General features: G+C 64.8%; 17 protein-coding genes and 3 pseudogenes. 16 read left to right on the forward strand and 4 right to left on the reverse strand.

The window, feature by feature from the left end:
- Window positions 1–131 precede the first annotated feature (131 nt).
- From BB334_RS16495 to tnpC, 6 genes and pseudogenes are all read left to right on the forward strand, one after another.
- Entirely contained in the window at window positions 132–686 is a 555-nt protein-coding gene (locus tag BB334_RS16495; protein ID WP_068809593.1) for an STY4534 family ICE replication protein, read from the forward strand.
- Window positions 687–740: 54 nt separating this feature from the next.
- Window positions 741–1,352 (forward strand): DUF3275 family protein, encoded by a 612-nt coding sequence (locus BB334_RS16500; RefSeq protein ID WP_068809594.1) that lies wholly within the window; start codon window positions 741–743, stop codon window positions 1,350–1,352.
- A gap of 90 nt (window positions 1,353–1,442) precedes the next feature.
- Window positions 1,443–2,270 (forward strand): annotated as a pseudogene (locus BB334_RS16505) (DUF932 domain-containing protein).
- A gap of 452 nt (window positions 2,271–2,722) precedes the next feature.
- Window positions 2,723–3,040 (forward strand): IS66 family insertion sequence element accessory protein TnpA, encoded by a 318-nt coding sequence (gene tnpA, locus BB334_RS16510; RefSeq protein WP_068804612.1) that lies wholly within the window; start codon window positions 2,723–2,725, stop codon window positions 3,038–3,040.
- Window positions 3,040–3,399 (forward strand): IS66 family insertion sequence element accessory protein TnpB, encoded by a 360-nt coding sequence (gene tnpB / locus BB334_RS16515; RefSeq protein ID WP_068804609.1) that lies wholly within the window; start codon window positions 3,040–3,042, stop codon window positions 3,397–3,399. The genes tnpA and tnpB overlap by 1 nt, the downstream gene beginning before the upstream one ends.
- Before the next feature lie 22 nt (window positions 3,400–3,421).
- Window positions 3,422–5,101 (forward strand): IS66 family transposase, encoded by a 1,680-nt coding sequence (gene tnpC, locus BB334_RS16520; protein ID WP_068806079.1) that lies wholly within the window; start codon window positions 3,422–3,424, stop codon window positions 5,099–5,101.
- A 177-nt stretch (window positions 5,102–5,278) separates the two neighbouring features.
- Here the strand turns inward: tnpC and BB334_RS16525 are convergent, their stop codons facing one another.
- A complete protein-coding gene (locus BB334_RS16525; RefSeq protein ID WP_068809595.1) occupies window positions 5,279–6,229 on the reverse strand; it encodes an IS5 family transposase in 951 nt (316 codons plus the stop codon).
- A 910-nt stretch (window positions 6,230–7,139) separates the two neighbouring features.
- Here BB334_RS16525 and BB334_RS16530 point away from each other — a divergent pair.
- From BB334_RS16530 to BB334_RS16550, 6 genes and pseudogenes are all read left to right on the forward strand, one after another.
- The gene (locus BB334_RS16530; RefSeq protein ID WP_068809596.1) at window positions 7,140–7,796 is read left to right on the forward strand and encodes a hypothetical protein; all 657 of its coding nucleotides are present in this window, start codon (window positions 7,140–7,142) and stop codon (window positions 7,794–7,796) included.
- A 67-nt stretch (window positions 7,797–7,863) separates the two neighbouring features.
- Window positions 7,864–8,973, forward strand: coding sequence for a DUF6094 domain-containing protein (locus BB334_RS16535; protein WP_068809597.1), 1,110 nt, complete (start codon window positions 7,864–7,866; stop codon window positions 8,971–8,973).
- A 100-nt stretch (window positions 8,974–9,073) separates the two neighbouring features.
- Window positions 9,074–9,274: pseudogene (locus BB334_RS18555) on the forward strand (hypothetical protein); the annotation flags it as partial.
- A pseudogene (locus tag BB334_RS16540) lies at window positions 9,272–9,853 on the forward strand (integrating conjugative element protein); the annotation flags it as partial. The pseudogenes BB334_RS18555 and BB334_RS16540, both read left to right, overlap by 3 nt.
- Entirely contained in the window at window positions 9,850–10,203 is a 354-nt protein-coding gene (locus BB334_RS16545; RefSeq protein ID WP_004358306.1) for a hypothetical protein, read from the forward strand. The pseudogene BB334_RS16540 and the gene BB334_RS16545, both read left to right, overlap by 4 nt.
- Window positions 10,204–10,218: 15 nt before the next feature.
- Window positions 10,219–11,748 carry a conjugal transfer protein TraG N-terminal domain-containing protein gene (locus tag BB334_RS16550; protein ID WP_068809598.1) on the forward strand — a complete coding sequence of 510 codons (1,530 nt, stop codon included), beginning with the start codon at window positions 10,219–10,221 and terminating at the stop codon, window positions 11,746–11,748.
- Between the two features lie 27 nt (window positions 11,749–11,775).
- Here BB334_RS16550 and BB334_RS16555 read toward each other — a convergent pair whose 3' ends face one another.
- Window positions 11,776–12,144, reverse strand: coding sequence for a DUF3742 family protein (locus BB334_RS16555; protein ID WP_068809599.1), 369 nt, complete (start codon window positions 12,142–12,144; stop codon window positions 11,776–11,778).
- A gap of 224 nt (window positions 12,145–12,368) precedes the next feature.
- Between BB334_RS16555 and BB334_RS16560 the strand changes: the two genes are divergently transcribed.
- The 3 genes from BB334_RS16560 to mobH all read left to right on the forward strand — a co-directional run bounded on the left by BB334_RS16560 (window position 12,369) and on the right by mobH (window position 16,026).
- Entirely contained in the window at window positions 12,369–13,127 is a 759-nt protein-coding gene (locus BB334_RS16560; RefSeq protein ID WP_068809600.1) for a type IV toxin-antitoxin system AbiEi family antitoxin domain-containing protein, read from the forward strand.
- The gene (locus BB334_RS16565; protein ID WP_068809601.1) at window positions 13,120–13,974 is read left to right on the forward strand and encodes a nucleotidyl transferase AbiEii/AbiGii toxin family protein; all 855 of its coding nucleotides are present in this window, start codon (window positions 13,120–13,122) and stop codon (window positions 13,972–13,974) included. The genes BB334_RS16560 and BB334_RS16565 overlap by 8 nt, the downstream gene beginning before the upstream one ends.
- A gap of 204 nt (window positions 13,975–14,178) precedes the next feature.
- Complete coding sequence (gene mobH / locus BB334_RS16570; RefSeq protein WP_068809602.1) at window positions 14,179–16,026, forward strand: MobH family relaxase; 1,848 nt, start codon at window positions 14,179–14,181, stop codon at window positions 16,024–16,026.
- A gap of 25 nt (window positions 16,027–16,051) precedes the next feature.
- On the opposite strand, the gene BB334_RS16575 is transcribed toward mobH, so the two are convergent.
- On the reverse strand, window positions 16,052–16,351 hold the full coding sequence (locus BB334_RS16575; RefSeq protein ID WP_068809603.1) for a helix-turn-helix domain-containing protein: 300 nt from the start codon (window positions 16,349–16,351) through the stop codon (window positions 16,052–16,054).
- Window positions 16,352–16,459: 108 nt separating this feature from the next.
- On the opposite strand from BB334_RS16575, the gene BB334_RS16580 reads away from it, so the two are divergent.
- Entirely contained in the window at window positions 16,460–17,083 is a 624-nt protein-coding gene (locus BB334_RS16580; RefSeq protein ID WP_456300367.1) for a substrate-binding domain-containing protein, read from the forward strand.
- A gap of 47 nt (window positions 17,084–17,130) precedes the next feature.
- On the opposite strand, the gene BB334_RS16585 is transcribed toward BB334_RS16580, so the two are convergent.
- A complete protein-coding gene (locus BB334_RS16585; RefSeq protein WP_068809604.1) occupies window positions 17,131–18,984 on the reverse strand; it encodes a tyrosine-type recombinase/integrase in 1,854 nt (617 codons plus the stop codon).
- Between the last annotated feature and the right edge of the window lie 237 nt (window positions 18,985–19,221).

Raw genomic sequence — 19,221 nt, forward strand, 5'->3', positions numbered from 1 at the left:
TACCTGCGCGAACGGCCATCGCCTGTCGATGGCGATGTCACCAAGCTGCTCCATCAACCCACGCGGGGGTTCCACACCTCCCGCGCTTGGGTCCGGTGTGTCTCCGCCTCATTGTTCTCAGGAGATTCACCATGACCACTTCCAACGAAAAGTCCTACTTCGATCTGCACATCACCGGCCTCGGGTATCTCAATCGCATCCGCGAAGTGAAACCCAAGAAAGGCGATTCCTTCCTGGCCTGCGACATTGCAGCGCTCAATGGCCCCATCGACGACGTCTCGTATGTGCGCTTCGACGCGCGCGTATCGGGATCTGAAGCGCAGCACCTGGTGCGTCGTTGCATACAGGCAGTCGATGCCGAGAAGAAGGTGATGATCGGGTTCCGCCTGGGTGACCTGTGGACCGACACCTTCACCTACTCCAAGGGCAAGCGTGCCGGCGAGCAGGGGGTGAGCCTCAAGGCCCGCCTGTTGTTCGTCAGTTGGATCAAGGTTGACGGCAGGCTCGTCTACAAGGCCGAACCCAAGTCGACCGAGACCGACGAGCGTGGTCCGGAGGTCACTCTGGCATCCGACCGACCCGCCGCGCAGCAAGGCCCGGTGCCGGCGTCATCCGAGCTCGTCACCGAAACTGCCGACGGCGACGCTGCCGACGTCCCTGCATGGGCTGTTGCCGAGTCGTTCTGATTCGCAAGGCGCATCCCCGGGGCTTCGTCCTCTCTTCGTCAGCAGGAGACTTTCATGATCACCATCCCCGGCCAACTGGCCATCAAGACCATCCATGGCCGCAACGGCGACTTCAATGTCGGCCGCCTGGCGACCTCGATCGGCGAGTTCGTCGTCAAGAACGCCGAACTCGATCAGTACGGCGAGGGCAAGTACGACGGTGATTTCGTCATCGTCGAGATTCGCCCCTCCACGTACAACGCCAACGGTCGCATGGTCATCGAGATCCGCGCCCATCTGGGCGGAATGGCGCTGTCCAACATCGACGCCCTGAGCCGCGACGAAGCTCGCCAGTTGGGCCCGCAGGAAGTCGATCCGATCGACGAGGAAGCGCAGTCGCTCGCGCCGGCTTCGCCTCCGGCCAAGCCGAAGGCGAAGCAGGGAAGCCCGCGCGATCCCCTGGTCGATACCACGCCGTTCGGCAACGAGCCGGTCGCCGCATCCTCCGAAGCATCGGTCGAGGCGGATGACGCGGTGCTGTTCGGCGCGCTCTGGCCGCTGAGCGAGATCGTCAAGCTCGATGCCACCGTGGATCGCCGCGTTCTGCGTCAGCAACGCGATCGTCTCGGTGCGTTGGGCTACAAGTTCGCGCCGCTGTCCCAGGACTGGCATCTCGCCAAGGCCTGATCCCAACCGTCGCGTCAGCGGCGCTACACCACCCGCCGGGGTTCTTCCCCGGTGGGGCGGGACTCCGGTCTCTCATCCAAGGAGATCGCCATGCAACTCGCGTCCCGCTTTTCTCATCGGTCCCCAGTGCTGCGGTCGAATCATCCGCTGTCGGATGATCAGATTCGTGCCGTCGCGCCCTCCATCTTCGCGGAAACCCCGCACGAAAGTCGCTCCGAGCGGTACAGCTACATCCGCACGGCGACCGTGCTGACCGAACTGCGCAAGGAAGGCTTCCAACCGTTCATGGTGTGCCAGACCCGCGTGCGCCACGAGGACCGCCGGGATTACACCAAGCACATGCTGCGCCTTCGCCATGCGAGCCAGATCAACGGCGACGAGGCGAACGAAATCATCCTGATCAACTCGCACGATGGCACGAGTAGCTATCAGATGCTGGCAGGCATGTTCCGCTTCGTCTGCCAGAACGGCCTGGTGTGCGGCGACACGTTCGCCGACGTGCGCGTGCATCACAAGGGCAACGTCATCGATCAGGTGATCGAAGGCGCCTACGAAGTACTACATGGCTTCGAACAGGTGCAGGACTCGTGCGACGGCATGCGTGCCATCGCGCTCGATGACGGCGAGGCCGAAGTCTTCGCCCGATCGGCCCTGGTTCTCAAGTACGACGAACCCGGCAAAACCCTGCCGATTACCGAAAGCCAGATCCTGCGCCCCCGTCGTTTCGACGACGCCCACGCGGACCTGTGGTCCACGTTCAACCGGGTGCAGGAGAACCTCGTCAAAGGCGGCCTGACCGGCAGCAGCGCCAATGGGCGATGACAGCGCACACGGCCTGTCCAGGGCATTGACCAGAACGTCCGGCTCAACCGGGCACTCTGGCTGCTCGCCGAAGGCCTGCGCAAGCTGAAAGCCTGACCCCCAAGCGGATCGTGTCCATCGCGGCATGGTCCGCTCTTTCTTTGCCGATCTGCGAGGTGGGCTTACGACTTCGACCTTGGCGTGCCAGATGACGTCTGCAAAGTCGCGGTCTACTCACCGATCGTCAAGCTGCCAGCCGCTTCCTTTCCGACTGACAGCCTCGTGCTCGGCCCGACCCGACACCCACCGTCTCTCTCGATCGACGATCAACGGCCGCTATCGGAACGCGTTTCCCAATAGCGGCATGCGGCCATGACCCGCCGTTCGGCCCGCAGGCAAAGTTGCCGCTAGAACGGCTGCTCCACTTGGGCTGCTGCCATCCGGTCAGTTCCCTACCCGTTCTGTCCGAAGTACGGCAAGAAGGACGGTAAGCGCTCCACGAACCCCATCCTTACGTAGCCCTGGGTGAGCCCGCATGCTTCGGCTTCCGTTTTCCGGGGAGCACGAGCATGTCGGAGCGCAGCACGTTTTGGTTGTCGCACCTGTCGGCGATCGAGGCCGAGGGCATCACCACGAAGGCCTACGCCGAGCGCGAGGGCCTGTCGCCGCAAGCGCTTTACCAATGGCGTAAGCGCCTGGTGGCCGGCGGTCGCCGCAGCCGCGCCAAGCTTGGCGGATTCGTTCCGATCCAGATCGAGCCTTCGATGACGGCCCGCACGGGCTGCACGGTAATGATCGGCGCACAGCTGCGGCTCGAGTGCGCGACGCTGCCCGGCGTCGACTGGCTGGCCGCGCTGTCGGCGGCGCTCTCGGAGCGGAGGCGCTGATGCATCCGGGGCACACCATCGGCGCGGTGTATCTGTACCGGCCGGCGATCGACTTCCGCAAATCCATCGGCGGGCTGTCGGCGCTGGTCGAGCAGGAACTGGGGCTAAACCCGTTCGGCGACGCGCTGTACCTGTTCATCAACCGCCGCCGCGACAAGCTCAAGGCGCTGTACTGGCACCGCAACGGCTTCTGCCTCTGGTACAAGCGACTCGAAGCCGAGCGCTTCGCCTGGCCGGCGGCCGAGGCGGGCCAGCCCACCTGCACGCTGACGATGAAGGAGCTTGAGTGGCTGCTCGAAGGCTTCGATCTGTGGGCGGCTAAACCGCATAAAACGCTGCATTACCAATCAGTTACGTAGCATGATCGGGTATAATTCCGGCATGCCGCAACGTACCGCCGTCCCTCGCTCGAACCCCGCCGTCGGCGTGTGCGCATCCGTCCTCCCCGAGCAGTTGCCCGACGATCCAGCGGCGCTCAAAGCTTTGCTGCTGGCACAGCAGCAGGCGTTCGAGGCACGTGAAGCCGAACGGCAGGCAGCCTTTGATGCCCGCGAGGCGGAACTGCAAAAGGCCTTCGAGGCGCGCATCCTCGAGATCTACGAGCAACTACGCCTGGCGCGTCGGCGCATGTTCGGGCCCAGCAGCGAATCGCACGCGGGCCAGGGCTGGCTCTTCGACGAGGCCGAAGCGCTGGCCGCATCCGCACCCGAGGCGGACGACACCGCGACTCTGCCGCCCCCGGCCACCGAGCCGTCTGGCCAGACCCCGGCCGACGCCGGCAAGAAGAAGGCGCGCGGCAAGCGCAAGCCCTTGCCCATCGAGCTGCCGCGCATCGACGTCATCCATGACGTCCCCGAGGCCGAGCGCACCTGCGCCTGCGGCACGCCCATGGTCGAGATCGGCCAGGACGTCAGCGAACAGCTCGATATCGTGCCGATGCAGGTGCGCGTGCTGCGCCACATCAAGAAGCGCTACGGCTGTCCCAAGGGCGACCAGGCGCCCGTCAGCGCCCGCGCCCCGGCGCAGGTGCTACCCAAGAGCAACGCGAGCAACGACCTGCTGGCGATGCTGCTCGTCACCAAGTACGTCGATGGGCTGCCGCTGGCGCGTTTCGAGTACGTGCTCGCCCGCGCAGGCGTGCTCGTGCCGCGCCAGACCCTGGCGCGCTGGGTGATCGGCACCGCACGGGCACTGCAGCCGGTCGCCAACCTGATGCGCGATGTGCTGCTCGGGCACGACGTCATCCACATGGACGAAACCCCGGTCCAGGTGCTCAAGGAGCCTGGCCGGGCGGCGACCAGCAAGAGCCAGATGTGGGTGCAGCGCGGTGGCCCGCCGGGTAGGCCGGTGATTCTCTTCGAGTACGATCCGAGCCGCGCGCAGGCGGTGCCCTTGCGCCTGCTCGAAGGCTGGAAGGGGCATCTGATGGCCGACGGGCTCGAGAGCTACGGCGCCATTGCCTTCACCGAAGGGGTGACCCGGCTCGGTTGCTGGGTCCATGCACGCCGTCGTTTCGTCGATGCCGGCAAGGTGCTGCCCGAAGGCAAGCGTGGTCGCGCCCACGAGGCGCTGGCCCTGATCGGCAAGCTCTACGCCATCGAGAAGGAGGCGCGCGAACTGAACGACGCCGAGCGTCTGGCGCTACGCCAGAGCCGAAGCCGTGCCGTCATCGGTGAGCTTCGCGGTTGGCTCGATCAGGTGCTCCCCACCGTGCCGCCCACCTCGATACTCGGCGGTGCCCTAGGCTACCTGCATCGGCAGTGGCCGCGACTGACGCGCTACCTCGAGCGCGGCGACCTGCCGATCGACAACAACCCGGCCGAAAACGCCATCCGACCCTTCGTCGTTGGGAGGAAGGCGTGGCTCTTCTCGGACACCCAGGCCGGCGCGCGTGCCAGCGCGCTCATCTACTCGCTGATCGAGACCGCCAAGGCCAACAACGTCGAGCCGTACCTGTGGCTGCGCCACGTACTGCGCGCCTTGCCTACCGCGACCACCGTCGAACACTTCGAGGCCCTCCTGCCCTGGAGTCTCAAGGCTGAGCAGTTGATCACAGCGTAGCGAGCCCCGGAAGGATGGGGTTCGTGGAGCGCTTACAATTGAAGTACTGAGCACGCTCACCCAAGCCAGCCGGTTCCACTGACCCCGATGATCGCTTTTTCCGCTTCTACCGCTGTTTTTCGAGGCCTTTCAGGCCCCGAGCGCCCATTTTCGGGCGCAGCGGGCGGATTTCGCCCATCAAGTCATCAAGGCGCGCCTCGCAAGATAAAGATTGGTCAGACCGATCAACGAGAACACCTGTGCGGCGTTCTTCGCGATCCCCTTGTAGCGCACCTTCGTGTAGCCGAACTGGCGCTTGATGACGCGCAAGACATGCTCCACCCGCGCGCGGATCGAGGACATCTTGTGGTTGAAACGCTTGTTCGCCTCGGTCAGCGGGTGCTGCTTGCTGGCCTTGAGCGAGACGCCCCAGAACAGGCCCGCCTTGCGCGCGACGCGCTTGAGCTTGTTGTTCACGTACCCCTTGTCGCCGAACACCGCCCGGTCATCCTCACGCACCAGATGCGGCAATTGGTTGATGTCCGAGACGTTGGCAGGCGTCACCGAAACGGTATGCACGAGCCCGGAATTGACGTCGGCGCCCACATGAACCTTCATGCCGAAGTACCACTGGTTGCCCTTCTTGGTCTGATGCATCTCGGGGTCGCGCTTGCGTTCCTGGTTCTTCGTCGAGGGCGGCGCATGGATGATCGTGGCGTCGACCATCGTGCCGCCCTTGAGCAAGAGACCACGCTGATCGAGCGTGTCGTTGATGATGTTCATCATCTGCGAGGTCAGTGCGTGCTTCTCGAGCAGGTGGCGGAACTTGAGGATCGTCGTCTCGTCGGGCATCGCGTCGTCGGTGAGGTCCAGCCCAGCAAAGCGGCGCATCGACTCGACCTCGTAGAGCGCATCTTCCATCGCCGGATCCGACAGCGCGTACCACTGCTGCATGAAGTAGATCCGCAACATCGTCGAGAGCGGCATCGGCGGGCGACCACGCCGGCCCGTCGTCGGGTAGTGCGGCTCGATCACAGCCAGCAGCGCTGTCCAAGGCACCACGGCCTCCATCTCGGCCAGGAAACGCTCCCGACGAGTCTGTTTCTTCTTTCGTTCGAAGGCCAGCGAGGCGAAGGTCGTTTGCTTCATGGTGGCAGCGCGGGTTATGACCTCAGTATTTTACCGGCTCTGAATAGATCAGAGGTTCCCTAATGGCTAGAGGGGCTGATGTCGAGGTGGTCGGAGACCGGTCGGATGGTGGCATGTCACTAAGTTCCAACGGACCAGTCAAGGAATACTGCCGCTGGTCCGTCGGCACGGGCCGATTGACAGACTGGAGTCGCTCCTGTCGTTCCTTTTTCCAGAGGCTTCGAGATCGCGGGCGCGCCGCGCATAATATTGGGCAGTCGACGCTGTTCTGTCCAATAGGAAGGGCCGTCATACATCCCATACATATTTTTTCCAGCGGTAGCGGTAACAGAGTTGCCCGGGAACGGCCGGTTCGCTTGGGAAAGAGTCGCCCATCCTTCGCTTCAGCGACCGTCAGGTCAGGGTCGTTAGGGTGAATTGGAAATCCCAGCAGACGGTCATCCCCTTCGCATGCAGCCAAGCAGAATCGAAGGACCGAACTGGCCGACGACTTGACCCATGGTCATAACCGTCGACCGACTGGTTCCCGATCGCTTGTCTGACATTCGCACCCGCCCATTTCTTGCAGCCGAAAGGTCTCGCCCAGGCTGTCGAACCTCGCTACAGCGAACTGGGGCGACGGTATTGATGGCCGACTCGCTCCTCAGGGCATTGGCGCCAGGCAGCCAAACAAGGGCACACCGCGAGGCGGTTTTTCGCTTCGGCCCATTGATCGCCTGAAGCAATCTGCCCCCATGTCCGTCGGCGATGCCGACAACATGCCCAGGTAGCCAGGATCTTCAAGGCTATGGTGCGTTGCGACGCACAGATCCGTCTCTTCGCCATGCCGCTTGCGGCGCTTTCGTCCACCCCTGGGGCAGCAACTGCCCCGGCGGGCCGTGCTGTCCCCGATTCCTTCGAGGACAACACCATGCCTGCGACCCATCCTTCCAGGACGCTGTACCGCATCGACGAGTGCCCCGACCTCATGGCCGACTGCTGCGTGGGTGACGAGCACGGCAACCTGGTCTTCCTGTCCGTCTGGGCGCGCGACACCGCCGTCCAGGAGTTTCTGGCTCGCCTGACCCTCGGGCGCGATGCGCAGGGGTTGGACCAGTTCCATGTCATCACCGACCAGGGTGCAAGCGTCCCACTCTTCGTCGGCAACGTCGAGAACCTGGAGAAGCGCATTACCCGCGCCTACCGCCGCACGCTGTTCGGCTCGCTGACCAACGTGTGGCTGTTCGACCGTCGCGCCGTGAAGCCGGACAAGGCAAACGCCAGCGCGCTGGCGCTGCTCCCGCGCGAGTCTGCACAGCGGGTCGACCGGCTGTGGTCGCTCGTGCGCGACACCTGCCCGCTGCCGCTGCTCGATCACTGGCGCGACATCGTGCTGGATCTGTTGCATGCGCGGTCGATGCTGACCCGTCTTCCGTTTGCCCTCGGGCCATTGGAAGGCCATCGGCTTGCCATCGATGTGCCGGCGCTGACCCAGGCGCTGGGCGGCTTGATCCGCAGCAACGTGCTCACCACGGAGGCCTTCGGGTACCCGATCACCTCCGACCTGCCGCTCGAAGCGGTGGCCTGAAGTCTCCCCACCGGACGTGCCCACGCGCAGGTCCGCTTCCCTCCATCGACATGCCCAGGAGATTCCCATGGCACTCATGTTCCCGCGGCTCGCCCGCAATTTCGTGAAGAACGGGTACTTCCCCACCGATGAATCCACGCTCGAAAGAGCGCTCGCCGCACTGGCGCCCGCCGACGGCCCGCTGTGCATCCTCGATCCCTGCGCCGGCGAAGGCGTGGCGATCGCCGAAGCCGCCCACGCCCTCGGGCGTGAGCAGGTTCAGGCCTTCGCCGTCGAGTACGACGCCGAACGTGCCCGCCACGCACGGCAACTGGTCGATCGCTGCATCCACGGCGACCTGATGGACACCCTGATCTCGCGCCAGTCCTTCGGGCTGCTGTGGCTCAACCCGCCCTATGGCGACCTGAGCAAGGACGTGAACGGCAACATCGGCTATCAGGGCCAGGGCCGTGCGCGGCTGGAGAAGCTCTTCTACCAGCGCGCGCTGCCGCTGCTGCAGTATGGCGGCATGCTGATCTTCATCGTGCCGTCCTACGTGCTCGACGCCGAGCTGGTCGGATGGCTGACGCGCCACTTCGCCGATCTGCGCATCTACCGTGCGGTGGAAACGCAGTTCAGGCAGGTGGTGGTCTTCGGTCGCCGGGTTCGCCAGCGCGACCAGGCGTCGGAGTCGGCCAAGGCCGCGCGTGGTCTGCTGCTGCAGATCGGGCAAGACGAGACGCAGGCCGAGGAATTGCCGCTCGAATGGCCGTTCCTGCCGTACACCGTCCCCGTCAGTCCGGCCGAGCCGGAGCACTTCTATCGCGTGACGATGGAGCCCGAGCAGTTCGCCGATGAAGTCGGCCGGCTTCAAGGACTCTGGCCGGCGCTCGAGACGCACCTAGCTGCTGCACAGCAGTCGCTGCGGCCACCTGCGCGGGCCTTGTCGCACTGGCATCTCGCCCTGGCTCTGGCCGCGGGCGCGATCTCCGGCGCGGTGAGGTCCAGGACCGGGCGTGTGCTCGTCGCCAAAGGTGATACCCACAAGGAGAAGATGCTCCAGACGGAATACACCGAACGCGACGACGGCTCCGTGGCCGAGACGCGCATCCTCACCGACAAGTTTGTGCCGGTCATTCGTGCATGGGACTTGACGCTGGGCTCGCCCACGTGGGGCGAAGTGCTGACCATCCGCTGATCGCTGTTCCCTGACGGTTCGCCGTCATGCTTTTCACCCACCGGGGTCACGTTGCCCCGATGGGGTGCCGTGGCCCTCTTTTCCGAAAGGAGAAACCACCATGGCACTCGCAGTCCTCAACCTCGCATCACAAGCACGCTTTTCGCCCGGGCAGGTGGTCATGACCGCTGGCGTCGACGAGCTGGTCCGACAGGGCCGGCTCAATCCCACGCCGTACCTGCGCCGCCATCTTCATGGCGACTGGGGCGGCCTTTGCGACGACGATTGGCAACTGAACGACGCCGCGCTGAAGTCCGGCGACCGCGTGTTGGGCGAACGCGAGCAGCGCACCTGCGAAAACTGCACGAAGACCCAGACCACGCCTGGCGTCGGGCTGACGCCAATGATCCAGGAAGAGTACGAGACCAAGCTGCTGGTGTTGCAGGAGTTGGTATCGGGCGCCCGACCGACGACGCCGACCAATCTCGACGCGGCCGGCAGCAGCTCGCTGCCAATCACCCGCGGCGTGATCGAGGCCCTGCGTGACGAACCCGATCAGGACGTGCTGGGCAAGCGCCTGGCGTCGGAGGCGGCGCTGTCGAGCGTGCTGGAGAAGGCCTTGCTGCTGCAACGCACGTTGCTGACCGGCAAGAAGGAGCCGAACGTTGCTGCCAACGAACTGGCCGTGCGGGCAGTCGACCAGGAGAGCAGGGCGCTGGAGCAGGAGATCGACAACCTCAAGACTGAGCTGGAGCTGCGCCGCACGCTGGCCGGTAACGCGGCGATGGCGATCGTCCAGCGCCACAGCACCCGCGCTGCCGGCTCGCGCGGCGTCTTCGAGGGCGACACCCTGCGCGACCGGCTGCGGGAAGTCCAGAAGCCGCGGAGCGTTACGCCATGAGCCGGGTGAGCTGGCGGCGGTTGCCTTGGCTGTTCAAGCGCCGCGTTGGTGTTGGGCTGCTGTGCACCCTGTTGGTGGTGGCTGTCGCGGCGGTGGTGAACATCGCCGGCATCCACATGATCGGCGGTTTCGAGGACTGGCAGCACTGGCTGCAGGCGCACGCCGGCCACTTCTTTGTGTGGCGGCTTGGCCTCTACGGGGCGACGGCGTACGGCTGGTGGTGGATGCGTCGGCGCCTGTTGCGGCGGGAGCCGTCCCGCGAGACGCGTCAGCGGCTGCTCCGGACGGAGATCGCCGTCGTGATTGCCGTGGTCGCACTGGAAGCCAGCCAAGCGTTACGGCATGGCTGAGATCAGGAAGCGGGCATGACGCTCTACACCACGGACTACCTGGAGTATTACCTGACTCTGCTGGCCTGGGTGGTCAGCAATGGCATCTGGAACATCCTCGTTGCCAGCGGCGTGTTCGCGCTGCCCTTCGTGGCGATCGTGATCCAGGAATGGCTCAAGGCCCGCAGCGAAGGCGCGGATGAGGGGAACAAGGGCGTGCTGTCGTCGATGCGCATCGAGAACCGGGTGTGGGTGGCGATCGTGGTCATCCTGTTCGCCGGCATCCCGTTCGTCCCGGTGGATCTCGCCACGATCAAGTTCGACACCACGCGCTCCGCGCAATGTCAGGTCAGCGTCCCGCTGCCCAACGACACGGGCTGGGCCAACGTCTACACCACGCTCGACAACCAGAGTGCGCTGGTGCCGGTGTGGTGGTTCTTCATGCATTCCATCTCGAAGGCGGTCACGGGCGCCGCGGTGGCAGCGATTCCCTGCGGCAACGACCTGCGTCAGATCCGCATGGATGTCGATGCCACGCGGATCGATGATCCGGTGCTGGCACAGGAGGTCGCCGATTTCACGCATGACTGCTACGGGCCGTCGCGCGCAAAGCTGTTCATGAGTCGTCCGACGCTTTCCGAGGAGCAGTTGAACGACGTCAGCTGGATCGGATCGAGTTACTTCCTCGACACGCCCGGCTTCTATGACACCTATCGCTCGAAAACTCCGCGCACGGCCTGGCCCTACGACGCGACCCGCGATGCAGGGTTGGCACAGGTGGACAGCGGCGGCGGCTATCCGTCCTGCCGGCAGTGGTGGGCCGATGGCGATCAGGGACTGCGCGGCCGGCTTCTGGCACAGGTCGCCCCGGATCTGCTGACCCGCATCGGGCGCTGGGTGGGCTTCCTGTCGCAAGGCGAGGTCAATGACGCGGTGATCCGCGCCGTCGTCTCACCGCGGCAGCAGAAGATGAACCAGGGCGCCATCTACACCGACTACGGCGGCCAGATCGACAAGACGCTGCCAAACTTCGTCACACGCGGCGCGGGCGAGTTGGGGATGACCGTTGGCGCGCTGGGCTTCTTTCCCGCGATGGACGTGGTGCGCCAGGCGCTGCCGATGGTTCTGACGATGCTCAAGATGGCGCTCGTCATCTGCATCCCGCTGGTGCTGATCATCGGCACCTACGACCTGAAGACGGCGGTGACCGTCAGCTGCGTCCAGTTCGCGCTGTTCTTCGTGGATTTCTGGTTCCAGCTTGCGCGCTGGATCGACAGCACGCTCCTGGACGCGCTTTACGGCCGGGGGTTTGGCGCGGACAGGCCGCACGCCAACTTCGATCCATTGATCGGCCTGAACAATGCGTTCGGTGACATGCTGCTGAACTTCGTCATGGCGATGATGTTCATCGTGTTGCCGACGTTTTGGGTGATGGCACTGGCCTGGGCTGGTGTACGGGCAGGCAACATTCTTGGAGCGCTTACCGTCGCTACCGGCGACGCAAAGGCGGCTGGCGGTGGTGGCTCTCGCCTTGCGATGACGGCAGCGAAAGGCGCTGCCAAGTAAGGGCACTCACTCGCGCCGCTGCGATAGCTACGGCTCGTCGGGGTCGCCCGTGTCGTGGCGCCACTCATTCTTGTCGTACAGACCAAAGCCGCCGTGCCCTTCGCGCCATTCCGGCTGGCACTCATCGTCGTAATCGACGTTCCGTGCGAGCCATGCAGCGACCACGGCAAAGACCAGCAGCAGGGCCAGCCAGAACGCGGAGTAGAGCAACGCACCGAGGACGGCGAGCTTGATGATCCAGAGCACCGTCGAGGTCGCGCCCGCAGGCACCCCGCGCGTCACCAGCCAGCCGGCGACACGCTGCTCGCGGCGCAGGTATCCACGCCAGGCACGGCCAGCCCCCCGGCCCAGCCGGAGGCTCCAGCGCTCGTTGTGCGTGTTGGTGGTCATGCTCATGTGCCTCGGCTTCAGTGTTGCCTCACCTCGCGGAGTGGCCGGTCGTGGCTTGCCCTCCAGCATAGACTGCGATCAGGAGGGGCGGGTTGCGGCTGGCAGAGCCGGGTTGGCTCGGGTCGCAGGTCGATTAGATTCTGCGATGGAAATCAAACGTTATGCTACTTTCCCTGCACGTTCTTGCGATAGCTCTAGGGATTGATTGGATTCCGTGCTATTTTTATAGCATGGACGGAAATTCTAGGCACCAGGTAATCAAGCGGCTGCAGGCGGGACTCCCCCGCGGGGCGCCGTTCGACCTTGCCACCCTGAGCCAGTTCGGGGTATCGCCCCAGCTCGCCGCCCACTATGCCGACGGCGGGTGGCTCGTGCGCCTGGCCCATGGCGTCTATGCCTTCCCGAACGATGAGTTCGGGGTCTACGGTGCGCTGAAGTTCCTGCAACAGCGCGTGCCCGGCCTGCACGTCGGCGGCAAGAGCGCCCTGGCCCTGCAGGGCGTGCGTTACAACCTGGGCAGCCGGGAGGCGCTGGTGCTGTGGGGCGACGGTCGCTTCGCGTTGCCGGCCTGGTTCACTTCGCGCTTTCCGGCCCGCTACGTCCACGCCCGCCTGTTCGACTGGCCGGACACGGCGCTGGCCGGCAAGACCCTGACCACGCCGCCTGGCCTGCCCGAGGATCTGCGGGTGGCAGCCCCCGAGCGTGCCGTGCTGGAGCTGCTGTACGAAGCCGGCGTCAAGCAGAGCCTCGAAGAGGCCCGCAACCTCTTCGATGGACTGCGTTCCCCCCGCAAGGACTTACTCGGGCAACTGCTGTCCTGCTGCGCCAGCGTGAAGGCCGTGCGCCTGTTCCTGACCTGGGCGCGCGAGACCAGCCTCGTGGATGTCGATGCCCTGCTGGAGCAGTACCCGGTTCGCACCGGCAGCAACACGCGCTGGATGAGCCGGCTCGATGACGGCACCTTGCTGAGCCTGAGACCTCATGGATAAGACCTACGCGGACACCGTTCGCCTGCTGCTGGCCGTCGCGCCCGACGTGTTCGCCAACGACATCTTCGCCATGAAGGGCGGCACGGCCATCAACCTCTTCGTGCGGGAGATGCCGCGCCTTTCAGTGGACATCGACGTGGTGTACCTCCCGTGGCAGACGCCGCGCGACGAAGCGCTGCAAGCCATCAACCAGGAGCTGGCCGCCATCGCCACGCGCGTTGCGCCACTGGGCGTGCAGACACGCCTGGTTCGCGCCAAGGACCTGGGAGACACCAAGCTGATCGTCGAGAACGACGCCAGCCAGGTGAAGATCGAGGTCAACGTCGTGTTCCGAGGCAGCGTGCTGCCCGTCGAGCGGCGGCCGCTGAGCGCCAGCAAGCTGGTGGCCGCGCTGGATCGGCAGCACCCCCGCGACCTGTTCGACGTGTGGCAGCTCTTTGAGTCGGGCGACATCAGCGACGGCATGGTCGAGTGCTTCGTGATCTATCTGGCGGGCCACAACCGGCCGCCCCACGAAGTGCTGTTCGGTAACGACAAGGACATCGCCGGCGAGTACGAGCGGGCCTTTGTCGGCATGGCCGAAGTGGGCTGCTCCCTGGAAACACTGCTCGACGCTCGCGCCAGGATGCGGCGCGAGCTGCCACGGCGACTGAGCACCGCGCACAAGCAGTTTCTGAGCGGGCTGGCGCGCGCAGAACCGGACTGGTCGCTGGTGCAGTGCCAGCACGCCGCGCAACTGCCGGCACTGCGCTGGAAGCTCGCCAATCTCGAAACCTTCCGCAAGCGCCGTCCCGACGACTTCGCAGCGCAATCCGCCGCCCTCGACGCCGGCTTGGGCCAGAGCTGACGAGCGTCCCGCAGCGCCCCACTTGCCGGGATTTCCCCATGCCGCATTCATTGTGGCGCCCGCGCAGCAGCGGCCCTATATCCAAAGGCTTCCGACAAAGGCCAAAGGGCTGGGAAGGGGCAAAGGAAGGGCGCCAAGGGGAAAGGCTCTATCCTGAAAAGGCCAAAAAGGCGCCCTCGAGCAGCCCGCCATCCGGGGTTTGCCATGCTCTCGCTGTTCCAGCGCAAACGGGTGCCACCCACCGCCGGCACACCGCCCACATCCGCCATCGAAGCTCCGAAAGGGTTGATGTGGCCGGAGTCGGCCACATCACTGCTGGCCACGCCGCGTCGGCAGAAACTGCTGGAACACATCTGGCAGCGTACATCGCTCTCGCGCCGACAGTTCGCCACGCTCTACCTCGCCCCACTTGAGCGCTACGCTGATCTCGTCCAGCAGTTCCCTGCCTCCGAAAACCACCACCATGCCTATCCAGGCGGCATGCTGGACCACGGCCTGGAGATCGTCGCCTATGCAGTGAAATTGCGGCAGTCGTACCTGCTGCCTGCCGGCGTCACACCCGAGGCACAGGCGGCCCAGGCCGAAGCCTGGACCGCAGGCACGGCCTACGCGGCCCTGCTGCACGACATCGGCAAGATTGCGGTCGATCTGTACGTCGAGCACGCTGACGGCAGCATCTGGCATCCCTGGCACGGCCCGTTGCGAAAGCCGTACCGCTTCCGTTACCGAAGGGAGCGCGAGTACCGCCTGCACAGCGCCGCCACAGGGCTGCTCTACGCACACATCCTCGATCGGGACATCTTCGACTGGCTCAGCGGCTATCCCGACCTCTGGGCCGCGCTGCTGTACGTGCTGGCCGGTCAGTACGAGCACGCCGGCACGCTCGGCGAACTGGTCGTGCAGGCCGACCAGGCATCCGTCGCCCAGGAACTCGGCGGCGATCCCAGCAAGGCGCTGACGGCGCCCCGGCATGCGCTGCAACGCAAACTGCTCGACGGCTTGCGCTACCTGCTCAAGGAAGAGCTCAAGTTGAACCATGGGGGGCCGGCGGACGGCTGGCTGACCCAGGACGCGCTGTGGCTGGTGAGCAAGACCGTCTCCGACAAGCTGCGCGCGCATCTGCTGTCGCAGGGCGTCGACGGTATCCCGGCGAACAATACGGCGGTCTTCAATGTGCTGCAGGATCATGGCATCGTGCAGCCGACCCCGGATGGCAAGGCGATCTGGAAGGCTGTTGTCACGAGCGACGCCGGCTGGTCGCACACGTTCACCTTCCTGAAGGTATCGCCGGCGGTAATCTGGGATGCCGCCGACCGGCCGGCGCCGTTCGCAGGCCGCGTGCTGGTCGAAGAGGAGCAGGTGGGACCGACGCCGCGATCGCCGGCGGTGGGTGATGGGCTGCGCGTGGAAGGAATCGCAGCTGTACCGTCGGCCACGGCGCCGATCGCATCCGCAGACACCGGCGTGGCCGCGCTGCTCGATCTGCTGGGCGACAGCGCTACATCCACAGCACCGGAGATCAAGGCTTGTCCCGTCTCCGAGACTGAGCCGACGCCTTCGACCGGACTCCCGCAGGAGATGAGTCTCGGGCCTTCCGAGGATCGCACGGAGCCTTCCGGGGCACACCTCATGTCCTGGCTGCGTCAGAGCATCCAGACCCGCAAGCTCATCATCAACGACGCCAAGGCCCTGGTGCACACCGTCGCCGGCACGGCTTACCTCGTCAGTCCCGGTGTGTTCCAGCGCTACGCTCAGGAGTTCCTTCAAGTCGCTGTGATGGCCAAGCAGGAGAAGCTGGAGGGGTGGCAGTGGGTACAGAAGCGCTTCGAAAAGTTGGGACAGCACCGCAAGCAGCCCAGCGGGCTGAACATCTGGACCTGTGAGGTCACGGGGCCGCGCAAGTCGCGCCGCCTGCACGGCTACCTGCTCAACAGCGCGGATGCGTTGTTCTGCGAAGTGCCGCCGGATAATCCCTACCTGCGGCTCATCGACGAGGCTGCAAAGCGTGACAATGCAGTCCTTGGCGGCAAGGGTAATGACGATCAGGGATAGGCCGCGGTAGCCGCACGGGCGGCCTTCAGTCCACGGATGGGGCCGACTCCGCCAGCTTGGCTTCGGTCAGCGTCATCAAGTGGGCGGAACTGCACTTGAGCGCACGGGCGATCTTGAGGATGAGCGGGAGCGTGGGGACATGCTCGCCGCGCTCGATCTTGCCCATGTGGGACCGTTCGATGCCGGCCATGTGGGCCAGCGCTTCCTGAGCGATTCCCTGGTTGGTTCTTTCCTCCCGCACGGCAGCCCCAAACGCGATGGCTGGTTTCGCTTCGTAGGTAGTGGTGCCGGTGGGGCGACCTCTTTGGATCGAACGCTTTTGCATCGCCAAAAGCGTCGATCGCGGCCACGATCTAAACCACGTTAAACTTAACGCATAGGGCGGCCGCGACGTCAGTGGTCACAATTTTTGCCGCTTGGGGGGCTTGATTTGGTGTCGAGTGACGTCACCGCCGAGATACGCATGGCCGTGCTCGGCGAATGGGTGCCGCCCCAACTTGCAAGCGTGCTCGCCCTGCAGCGTGCCGAAGAGCCGGACACCCATGTCGCCCTGGCCGGATGGACAGACCCCGGTCGAGCCCCGGAACTGCCGGGCGACAGCTTCGACTTCGCGCTGTCTGCGACTGACTGGCAGTGGCCTGGCTGGATATGCGAGCCGCTGTGGCATGACACGCTGGCGGTCGCCATGACCAAGCGCTCCCACCTGTTGGCCTATCGTGAAGTGCCGTGCCAGGAAGTGCTCAAGCAGTCCGTGATCTGCTCGCAGTCGACGGCCCATGAACCATGGCGCATGACCGCGCAGCGCGTGTTCGATGGCATGCTGCAAGAGCGCGAGCAAACGGTGGCGACATTCGATGTGGCGATGACCCTGGTTGGCGCAGGGTACGGGATCGCCATTGCGCCAGCCGCGCGACTGACGGGCTACCTGCACCGCGGCGTCGCTGTGCGGCCGCTGGCCGGCGCACCGACGATCGTGATGGCTTATCTGCTCCGCCGCAACGCTTCCTTGTCGGACACCCAGGCAAGATTCGCCCGCCGCGCGCGCTTGGTGTCCTGACAGGTGCGCGGGGATCGCGGTTTCGCCACACGATCCCGCTTCTGCCGCTAGGCCACCCGAACGTGCGGCGAGGTCCAGTCGGTTTCCTTCACGGCTGTGCTCACGGTCATGACGAGCTTGTCGAGATTGCCGGCAGTCACGCCCTCCAGTGCCGAACGCCCCCGCAGCATCGAGCGCGGTTGAAGCAGTGCATGGTAGATCTGCCAAGGGTCCGCGCCCCGGCTCAGCTTCAGGATGGACTGGATCAACTCGTGCTTGAGTGGGTCGAGGTGCCAGTCCGGTACACGCTGGCCGCGGTTGCCCACGTTCAACGCCAGCAGGTTGCCTGCCTTGATCTCGTAGCTGATCCACCGGCGGGACTTGCCTGCCATCTTGGCGAACGCGGCGACGGGAAGGTTGTGCGGCGCTTCGAAGACATCGAACAGCTCCATCCTCTCGCGCTGAATGTTCGAGGGCACCAGCGGCGCAGCCGATCTCGGGGGCGAAACCGCCGGCAGCCGATGTGCGGCGGCAGAAACCATGGGCATGGCGTCGCCCGGCTTCGAGACGAGCAGGATTCGCGATGCGGGAACCGGCGTCGAGGGAGCGCTTGCGGCGTGCTCGCACGGGAATGCGGGCACGCCTTCCAGATGCACGGTGAGTGGCATGCTGGCCGCCTCGACCTGATTCTGCTCGAAGAGGTCCAGGCGATCGGCCCAGTCCTGCATCATCCGGCGACGCTGCTCCACGTACTCGGCATGGTTGTAGGTCGCGCTGACCTTGTTGGGATCGACATGCGAGAGCTGCGAATCCACCCAGACCTTCGGGTAGCCGATCTCGTTGAGCGCAGTGGACATCGTGCCGCGGATACCGTGTCCGGTCAGACGTTCCTGATAACCCATTCGCTTGAGGGCTCCGTTGAGCGTGTTCTCGCTGATGCGCTTCTTCAGGTCGCTGTCGTGCCGGAAAAGGTAGCGCTGGGCCGGCTTGAACTCATCCAGAAGGTGCCGGACGATCTCCATGGCTTGAATCGACAACGGTACGATGTATGGCGGGATGTCCGCCGGCTGCCGCCGCTTCTTGCGCATATCCAACTGGAGTTGCTTCACGACCTCGGGCGGGATGATCCACAGCCCGCGAGCCAGATCGAATTGATCTGGCGTCGCCTGCCGCAGCTCACCGGTTCGCACGCCGGTCAGCAGCAATAGCCGCAACCCAAGCTGGGTCTGCCGCCTGCCGCGATAGCTGCGCAGCCTCTGCAACAACTTGGGCAGTTCGGCCATCCGCAGAAACGGGTTGTGCCTTACGGGTGGCAGTGGCAGCGCCACCACGTCGAGATCTGAGGCAGGGTTCTGCTCCAGGCCCGGTACGATCACCAGCGCGTAGCGGAACAGTTGGTTGAACCACGTCCTGACCTTCTCGGCGATGGAGAGCGCACTGCGCTTCTCGATCTTGGCAATCACCTCCAGAAGATCAGGGCGCTTGATCTCATAGATCGACCGCTTCCCCAAGGTCGGGAGTACGTCCCTGTCGAAGATGCGCGGAAGCATCGCGAGGGTCGTCTGCCGGCCTTCCTTGAGGCTCAGCCCGCGATGCTCGAGCCACCCGCGATACACCGCCTCGAAGTTGTTCTCGTCGGCGAGCCGCACAGCGGTCCGCTTCTGCTTGCGGTGATCACGTGGATTGATGCCCTTGGCGATCAGGGCGCGCGCTTCGTCGCGCAGGCTGCGCGCCTCGCGAAGCGTCACCTCCGGGTAGGTTCCGAGCGAGACCCGTTTCTGCTTGCCCGCCCAGTAGTAGCGGAAGTGCCAAGTCCTGCCCCCCGCAGCCGTCACGGCCAGGGAGAGGCCATCCAAGTCAGGGAGGGTGTAGGCCTTGCCGGTTGCCTTGGCCTGTCGAACGACCAGGTCTGAGAGTGCCATGCTCTTGCTCCTGAACATGAGTCAGGAACCAGATGCTGGTCACATCGACCTCGCCCCTCGATCAACAATCCGGAAACCGCCGTGCCCTTAAAAATGGACTTGTTTGTGGACTTAAAAGTCCCGGCTGTCGGCGGATCGCGGTGGAACACAGCAGAACGTCAAGGAGAGAAAAGTCCTTGTGCGCCAACGACTTGCATATTCTCCTGGACTTCTACGGAACTCCGCAGATTGATGCGG

It is taken from the genome of Thauera phenolivorans, assembly GCF_001696715.1.
Taxonomy (GTDB): Bacteria; Pseudomonadota; Gammaproteobacteria; order Burkholderiales; family Rhodocyclaceae; genus Thauera; species Thauera phenolivorans.

Excerpts from the sequence above, each read along its gene's own strand:
- BB334_RS16500 (WP_068809594.1), top strand. The coding sequence starts at position 741 with ATGATCACCATCCCCGGCCAACTGGCCATCAAGACCATCCATGGCCGC.
- tnpA (WP_068804612.1), top strand. The coding sequence starts at position 2,723 with ATGTCGGAGCGCAGCACGTTTTGGTTGTCGCACCTGTCGGCGATCGAG.
- BB334_RS16545 (WP_004358306.1), top strand. The coding sequence starts at position 9,850 with ATGAGCCGGGTGAGCTGGCGGCGGTTGCCTTGGCTGTTCAAGCGCCGC.
- mobH (WP_068809602.1), top strand. The coding sequence starts at position 14,179 with ATGCTCTCGCTGTTCCAGCGCAAACGGGTGCCACCCACCGCCGGCACA.
- BB334_RS16555 (WP_068809599.1), bottom strand. The coding sequence starts at position 12,144 with ATGAGCATGACCACCAACACGCACAACGAGCGCTGGAGCCTCCGGCTG.
- BB334_RS16565 (WP_068809601.1), top strand. The coding sequence starts at position 13,120 with ATGGATAAGACCTACGCGGACACCGTTCGCCTGCTGCTGGCCGTCGCG.
- BB334_RS16525 (WP_068809595.1), bottom strand. The coding sequence starts at position 6,229 with ATGAAGCAAACGACCTTCGCCTCGCTGGCCTTCGAACGAAAGAAGAAA.
- BB334_RS16535 (WP_068809597.1), top strand. The coding sequence starts at position 7,864 with ATGGCACTCATGTTCCCGCGGCTCGCCCGCAATTTCGTGAAGAACGGG.
- BB334_RS16575 (WP_068809603.1), bottom strand. The coding sequence starts at position 16,351 with ATGCAAAAGCGTTCGATCCAAAGAGGTCGCCCCACCGGCACCACTACC.
- BB334_RS16585 (WP_068809604.1), bottom strand. The coding sequence starts at position 18,984 with ATGGCACTCTCAGACCTGGTCGTTCGACAGGCCAAGGCAACCGGCAAG.
- tnpB (WP_068804609.1), top strand. The coding sequence starts at position 3,040 with ATGCATCCGGGGCACACCATCGGCGCGGTGTATCTGTACCGGCCGGCG.
- BB334_RS16560 (WP_068809600.1), top strand. The coding sequence starts at position 12,369 with ATGGACGGAAATTCTAGGCACCAGGTAATCAAGCGGCTGCAGGCGGGA.
- BB334_RS16495 (WP_068809593.1), top strand. The coding sequence starts at position 132 with ATGACCACTTCCAACGAAAAGTCCTACTTCGATCTGCACATCACCGGC.
- BB334_RS16550 (WP_068809598.1), top strand. The coding sequence starts at position 10,219 with ATGACGCTCTACACCACGGACTACCTGGAGTATTACCTGACTCTGCTG.
- BB334_RS16530 (WP_068809596.1), top strand. The coding sequence starts at position 7,140 with ATGCCTGCGACCCATCCTTCCAGGACGCTGTACCGCATCGACGAGTGC.
- tnpC (WP_068806079.1), top strand. The coding sequence starts at position 3,422 with ATGCCGCAACGTACCGCCGTCCCTCGCTCGAACCCCGCCGTCGGCGTG.